The sequence below is a fragment of the Lactiplantibacillus dongliensis genome (assembly GCF_005405105.1).
Lineage (GTDB): Bacteria > Bacillota > Bacilli > Lactobacillales > Lactobacillaceae > Lactiplantibacillus > Lactiplantibacillus dongliensis.
On record NZ_BJDK01000016.1, the window covers coordinates 61,383 to 67,560 of the forward strand.

The 6,178-nt window shown below is 36.1% G+C and carries 10 protein-coding genes and 2 tRNA genes; 2 read left to right on the forward strand and 10 right to left on the reverse strand.

Going from position 1 to position 6,178, the window contains the following annotated elements:
* Positions 1 to 49: 49 nt before the first annotated feature.
* The 10 genes from FFM80_RS07530 to FFM80_RS07575 form a co-directional block, all read right to left on the reverse strand.
* Positions 50 to 424 carry a hypothetical protein gene (locus tag FFM80_RS07530; protein WP_137640246.1) on the reverse strand — a complete coding sequence of 125 codons (375 nt, stop codon included), beginning with the start codon at positions 422 to 424 and terminating at the stop codon, positions 50 to 52.
* Positions 421 to 834, reverse strand: a complete 414-nt coding sequence (locus tag FFM80_RS07535) for a hypothetical protein (RefSeq protein ID WP_137640247.1) — start codon at positions 832 to 834, stop codon at positions 421 to 423. The genes FFM80_RS07530 and FFM80_RS07535 overlap by 4 nt, the downstream gene beginning before the upstream one ends.
* A gap of 455 nt (positions 835 to 1,289) precedes the next feature.
* Positions 1,290 to 2,426, reverse strand: a complete 1,137-nt coding sequence (locus tag FFM80_RS07540; protein ID WP_137640248.1) for a site-specific integrase — start codon at positions 2,424 to 2,426, stop codon at positions 1,290 to 1,292.
* Positions 2,427 to 2,955: 529 nt separating this feature from the next.
* Positions 2,956 to 3,045, reverse strand: a tRNA-OTHER gene (locus tag FFM80_RS14480).
* A 48-nt stretch (positions 3,046 to 3,093) separates the two neighbouring features.
* Positions 3,094 to 3,276, reverse strand: coding sequence for a hypothetical protein (locus FFM80_RS07550; RefSeq protein WP_027822546.1), 183 nt, complete (start codon positions 3,274 to 3,276; stop codon positions 3,094 to 3,096).
* A gap of 25 nt (positions 3,277 to 3,301) precedes the next feature.
* Positions 3,302 to 3,392 (reverse strand) — tRNA-Ile (locus tag FFM80_RS07555).
* A 189-nt stretch (positions 3,393 to 3,581) separates the two neighbouring features.
* Positions 3,582 to 3,782, reverse strand: coding sequence for a hypothetical protein (locus FFM80_RS07560; RefSeq protein WP_137640250.1), 201 nt, complete (start codon positions 3,780 to 3,782; stop codon positions 3,582 to 3,584).
* A gap of 11 nt (positions 3,783 to 3,793) precedes the next feature.
* Positions 3,794 to 4,570: a DUF4352 domain-containing protein gene (locus tag FFM80_RS07565; RefSeq protein WP_025015697.1), complete on the reverse strand. Its 777-nt coding sequence runs from the start codon at positions 4,568 to 4,570 to the stop codon at positions 3,794 to 3,796.
* A 64-nt stretch (positions 4,571 to 4,634) separates the two neighbouring features.
* Positions 4,635 to 5,048 (reverse strand): ImmA/IrrE family metallo-endopeptidase, encoded by a 414-nt coding sequence (locus FFM80_RS07570; RefSeq protein WP_016511001.1) that lies wholly within the window; start codon positions 5,046 to 5,048, stop codon positions 4,635 to 4,637.
* Between the two features lie 6 nt (positions 5,049 to 5,054).
* Positions 5,055 to 5,381: a helix-turn-helix domain-containing protein gene (locus FFM80_RS07575; protein ID WP_050339259.1), complete on the reverse strand. Its 327-nt coding sequence runs from the start codon at positions 5,379 to 5,381 to the stop codon at positions 5,055 to 5,057.
* Positions 5,382 to 5,639: 258 nt separating this feature from the next.
* On the opposite strand from FFM80_RS07575, the gene FFM80_RS07580 reads away from it, so the two are divergent.
* Both FFM80_RS07580 and FFM80_RS07585 read left to right on the forward strand, forming a co-directional pair.
* A complete protein-coding gene (locus tag FFM80_RS07580; protein ID WP_015380504.1) occupies positions 5,640 to 5,861 on the forward strand; it encodes a hypothetical protein in 222 nt (73 codons plus the stop codon).
* Between the two features lie 14 nt (positions 5,862 to 5,875).
* Positions 5,876 to 6,124 carry an ORF6N domain-containing protein gene (locus FFM80_RS07585; protein ID WP_137640251.1) on the forward strand — a complete coding sequence of 83 codons (249 nt, stop codon included), beginning with the start codon at positions 5,876 to 5,878 and terminating at the stop codon, positions 6,122 to 6,124.
* Positions 6,125 to 6,178 lie beyond the last annotated feature (54 nt).

Here is a 6,178-nt window from a genome sequence, read left to right on the forward strand (position 1 = left end):
CATGATTTAGTTTGCTTATCAAGCTAAATCGTGTCCCTTAGTGGTTGTGCTAATTGTTTAAAAAATAATCCAAAGCATTGTCAGCGGCATCGGATTGTTTCTGAATGGCATTTTCAATTCGATAGAAGTCAGCTTGATCGATGACATAACTGGTAATGAGACTGAAATCTGCTTGGTGATGAAAGGCTAAAATAGCCTGATTAGTTGTTAGGGTTAAGCTAATACCTTGCTCGGATGAGGCGGAGTAGTAGGATCTAACCAGATCATCAATTAACACCGAGGCATGACGTTTTTTTAAACGACTAAAGATTGCTTGCTCTTGAAGATTATTGGTTGGTTGCCAGATTAATCGATTAGTTAAAGTGTCGGCAGCTAGCTTAGTCATAGCCTGCGACAATTTTGGTTCATTATTTAGATGATTCATTCGCGATGCTCCTTAATAAGACTGGCAATTAAGCTGTCGATTTTTTCAATGAGCTCGGTACGACCATGTAGATGGTTTAAACGAGTATAATCGAAATCATGAATTGTACGCGTAGCTTTTATCGTCTTGTGTGAGAAAAAAGAATAGTTAGTTTGTAGACGATGTGTTGAAATTTGTAGACGTTGCTGAAGCAAATCAATTGAATCAATTTGTTCAAAGGCAATTAAATCCGAGCAACTTTTGAAATCACCAAGGATTTTTTGAAAGTCATGGTAGAAAGCCTGGCGTTCAAAAGCAGTGCTGATCTGTTTGTTAACTTGAAAAGTAATCATGAATGTTGCTAAAGTGATGATAAATCCGATTGTATCTAAGTAAGGATTAATAATGCTTAGAAAAAAGTCGATAGTCATAGGTTACGCCTTTCAAGATGACAGTTTTATTATAACTGAAATCAGTGGTGTGGGTTAGCAATTGTGTTTTTGTGAGAAGGATGCTAAGAGTTGATCTAGAGTAATAATTAGTAGTTTCATGCCTTACTATAGATAAATACGTTGGTTAGACAGAATGTTGTTAATTTTAGAGTTGATTTATGTGGCTTTAGTAACGGAGCTTGATTATGGATCTTAATGATGATTGAGTGTAAGACAGTTATAGGATTAATGTATGAGTAGGCGTTGTGGGTATACCAAAAATAGCATCCATTGTAATTTTAATTACGATGGATGCTATTTTCATTTATGCCCCAGGCAGACATAGACAATATTGTTATAATAGCATTTTGAAGACGTCAGCGACAAGTAAAGACAAATTTAAAAAAACACGTTTTTTATACTTGCTATTTATGCAATTAAATGAATTTTTATTATCAAAAATGAATACTGGATTTTGCTTCGTTTTCAGTCTGTGGGCTATTAAAAAGTTTGTCTAAAGAGCCGGAAATTTTTTCATCCGAGCGTGCTTTATACTCATCAATTAGGTATGCGTATATCCGGGACGTGGTGCCGATATCAGAATGACCAAGACGTTTCGATATAATGTATAGGTCAATGTTCTGAGAGAGCAGGAACGCAACGTGAGAGTGCCGCAGACTATGAAAGTGGAATCCTTTTCGTGTGATGCCCAATGCTTTTAAGTCAGAGCGCAGAACTTTATTAACGCCGTTAGAGGTTGGAATGTCATGGGCAACGTTCTCAAATACCATTTCTCGGTTATTTACCTTAAGTGCTTTCAGACTATCTAAAAATTGTTTGTTAACACGGATGGTTCTATTTGAGCTTTCGGTTTTAGTTGGCTTGAATCCACCACCTTCAACATAGTTCCATGATTTATTTATTGAGATAGTATTGAACGTGAAATTAATGTCTTTCCAAGTTAGTGCCATGATTTCTCCTAATCGTGCCCCGGTAAAGATGGCAGTCATGATCATGTATTGTGACGTGTAACGAGGATTGAGGTGATTCTGTACATAAGCTGTTAGTTGCTTAATCTCAGCTAGACTTAGGTAATCAATCTTAAGACTACGATTTTTGTCATAAGTGATAATTACGTTATAAGTGAAGTCAGTTTCAACATCTTTTTCAAAAACAGCATTGCCAACACAAGCTTTAATTAAATTGTGCAGTTTCTTAACTGAATCTTTCGCATGATTTTTGCCATATTGGTTTATGAATTTTTGGTAATCCTTACGAGTAATATCTGCAATACGTGCATGAGCAAAGTAATTTTCTATTTCAGTATGGACTAATTCATATCTACGAGTTGTGATATAGGCGAGATTAGGTTTGCGGTACGTCTCATACCAAGAATAGAAGTACTTAGAGAACTCGATAGATGGCTTCTTTTCTAGTTCACCAGAAAATTTACTAACTTCGAATGAGTTAGCAAATTCCTCTGCGTCTCGCTTACGGGTGAATGTTTTTCGTTTACTTAGGTAGCTGCCTGCATGATCTCTATACGAAATTCTTACTAGGTAACCTTTTTTCACACGTTTGATTTGTGCCATAATAAATTCCTCCTTGTGATATAATAGAAGGGCAAAAGGGTGCAACGGCCCCGTTAGTATTTATTCAAGTTAAGCACATCCATCTTCTTGGCGGGAGGGGATGTGCTTTTTTCTGATTATAGATCGTTATTAGCGAATGCATCTCTTAAAAGAACTAATGCCAACAAAGCAATCCATATTAAGGGAGAATGGAAATGATAGTAGAAAACAGCAAATATAATTCCAATAACTCCTACGATCATTATCAGCCACGAGACTAGGCTTGAAGTGTAATGTTTCTGGTCAAGTGAAGGACTACTTTTAATAGCTGGTTTATATAGAGTAAAATGGGCTATTAATGAAAATATAAAGATAACTGGTAATGCCCATAGTGAATCTTCAAAGATTGATTTTGGATATGTTTCTTCCAATGCCAACACTATGAAAAATGGGTAAAAATCAATATTATTCACAAGAGCATATTTCCAATTGAAATTCATCGATCTAACCATCTCCAACAATTGTTAAGTTTTATATTCAAAAATTCAAACGCGAGCGGCAGGAGTCGGACCTGCATAGTACTCCAAGAAAGAATGGGCTTCAAGACTTGGAACATTGTTCTACCGTTGAACTACGCTCGTAAGATGCCAACTGAAATGATTCAATTGGCTTGACTGGCAAAATTTTACTATTCCTTTCCTTGCTTGAAGCGTGTCACCAAATCGTCTTTAATTCCTTTAAGCATACGGTCGTATTCTGCTTCGGAATAGCTATCTTTTGATAGGTAGAGAATGGCGTCAGATTTTACAAAGACTGTTAAGTCACTGATAATATCTTCTATTAGTTCGTACCTTGAAATATCTTGATGCATAGTATGCCTTCTTTCTTTATTTTAATGCGAGCGGCAGGAGTCGAACCTGCATAGTAGTTGTTAAGAGCGGGGACTCTATTATTGATGGACACGTTCTACCGTTGAACTACGCTCGCATGTTGCCCGCTAGGCTGGTAGTGGGCAGGGTGCTATTTTCGCTTGTGATTCCAGTAAACTAACATGACGACTAGCGCTATGAAGCAAATGATGCCAATTGCAATGGTAAAGTCGAACACGTGTGTGCTGTACGTTCCTACATACAATTCCATAGCTTTTACCCCGATTAAAATATATTTATACTAGTTCTACTTAGCATGTTTATACCCGGCTAAGCCGATAAAATATAATATCGCGATTGGCACCCAAATCACCATAACAATTGCTTGTGAAGAAATCCAGATTGCCAGGATAAATAGTACGGCTAATATTGGCAAAAAGATGTGGCCTAGTGTTCCTAATATCTTCCATAGTGCTAGAAAGATGACGATCATTATTAGTAGTCCCATTACAATTACTCCTAATTAATTAAGCTTGATAGTGTTGCTTCTTTAACATTACTCATAGGAATTTTGACTGTACTATGTCCACTCAACACATCTGATGAATTGGATTCTCCAGTTCCGTCCTGTATTTTAAAAATAAGTGGATTTTTGTTATTTACTAAGTTAAATGCTTCATACACGACATTCTCTGATTTTCCGGGTAAAATTGAATGTTTTTGAAAACTAAGATCTTGGTCCGTAAGTTTAGCAGTTGCATCGTTGTACAGTGCATTTGGATCGTCAATTTCATGGTCGTCAGATAAATTTTCTTTAGTAGAATCGCTATTTTGGTAAACAGTTAAGCCTAAACTAGCGTCTTCGTTATTTCCTGTCTGAATACTATCAGCTGAGCGTGTCTTTTTAGAAGTATTGGTTATTTTTGCTATCACAACCACAACCCTTTTGCCCGTCGCTGTGTTATCGTCATAGGTCGGTACTTTGGCAACATGAGTAATTTCGACAGTTCCACGTTTAGGAAAGATCGCTGTTTTACCGACAAACTTTGCCTTAGTCTTATCAATTTCTTGTGCTTGAACTTTATCATGCGCTGCAAGAATTAGTTTTTCGTCACTGGTTAATTTTCCTTCTTGAGCGTGTTCAGCAATTTTACTAGTGTATTTTTTGTTCAGTTGCGATGTGGTTTCTTTTTTTAGGTCACTATTTGAACTTGAAGATTTACTGCTAGAATTTCCACATCCTGCAAGCAACAATCCCCCTAATAAAACAGAACTGGCCATAATAATTTTTCTCATTACAATAATTCCTCCAAATTTCCCAGCTTTTACCGACATCCGTATCTGGTCTGTAAGTTAACTTCTAGTTACTAACATTAGTGCGGAAGGCGTTAACGACATCATCTTCTAATCGTTTGGGTATACCAAAATTTTCCATAAACGGCATGACACTATTGTCAGCATACGTATCAACTTCGCTTAAATAAATTGGAATAAGTATTTTCAATGCTTCTAAATTAGCCATGCGCTCATATTTAGATTTATTGCTAAAACTAGAAAAATATAATATTCCTTCATCATGGTTGATAACGTGGCCTAATTCATGTGCCATTTGAAAGGCGATTTCAGACGGATTGTGCCATTTTAGGTTAATTAGAACGATGTTATTTTCCGGTTTGGCTGACGACGGAGTGTATGCATCTAGTTTGTCTGTTAAGATGCAAGATATTCCATGATCCCAAGCATACTGCATTAAACGCTTGATGTAGATATTCAAATATTATCAGTCCTTCCCACCGTTTAAGATGCGTTTGATGTACTCCATATCTTCAGGAGGGATAGGCTTACCCTGATAGGTCATAATATAGTCGTCATCTGTAATATCAACTTGTTTGGGCTTCATTGAAGTAGAATTGTCATCCGTTTTGCCTAATAAGTAATCAACAGAAACATTTAGAACATCGGCAACGGCTTTTAAATTATTGATACTAGGCTCTTTGGTTTTCCATGAATAAATAGTATTTTTGCCTAAATTTGCCTTGTCGTTAACTTGGGTTAGACTAAATCCGCGTTTTTTTGAAACTTTTTTTATTCTATCCAATACTGTCATATCAATGATTTCTCCAAATTCTATGACAAAACAATTAGACTTAGACTAATTAATTGTTGACTATTTTTAGACTAAGACTTATTATTGATTCATCAAGTAATTAAGCAACAAAAAATACACCTATCGAAACAATAACTTTGGCGAGAGATTTAGATAGTAGTAGGTTTTAAATTGCTTATTTCGTATGCACTCATTTTAGACTTAGTCTAAATATAAGTCAATAACTTGATGAATAAATTATGTAAAGGAGGAGTAAAAATGCCAGAACAAACAATCGAAGATGTCGCATTGGAAATTGAAATTAAATACAAAACTGCATTGAGCCGCCACAAAATTTCTCAAAAAGAAATGGCTGAAATGCTTACCACTAAGTCCGAAAAGGTCACGCCGCCACAAGTTAACCGTGCAATCAAAGGTGGTAACGAACCCAAGTCAAGACGGATTCGGTCACAAATGGCCAAAATTTTAGGAATTCAATGAAAGGAATGATTCACATGCAAGAAGTACAACAAGTTAAATTTAACGGAGATCTAATTTTAACTACTGAGCAGTTAGCCGAATTTTATGGAACAACCTCACGAAGAATCCAAGAGAATTTTAAAAGGAATAAAGACAAATTCATCGAAGGAAAGCATTTCTATTTGGTTGCAAACGATTTGTTGAAGCAGTTTAAGGACCAATACGCAAAAAGCGGTTTGGTTAATGAGCATGTTAGTTCTTTACGCTTGGTGCTAGTTGATTAGATTTGTACAAAAATAGCCCAACAAGGCTACACTATAGTTACTCTACTAACTAAG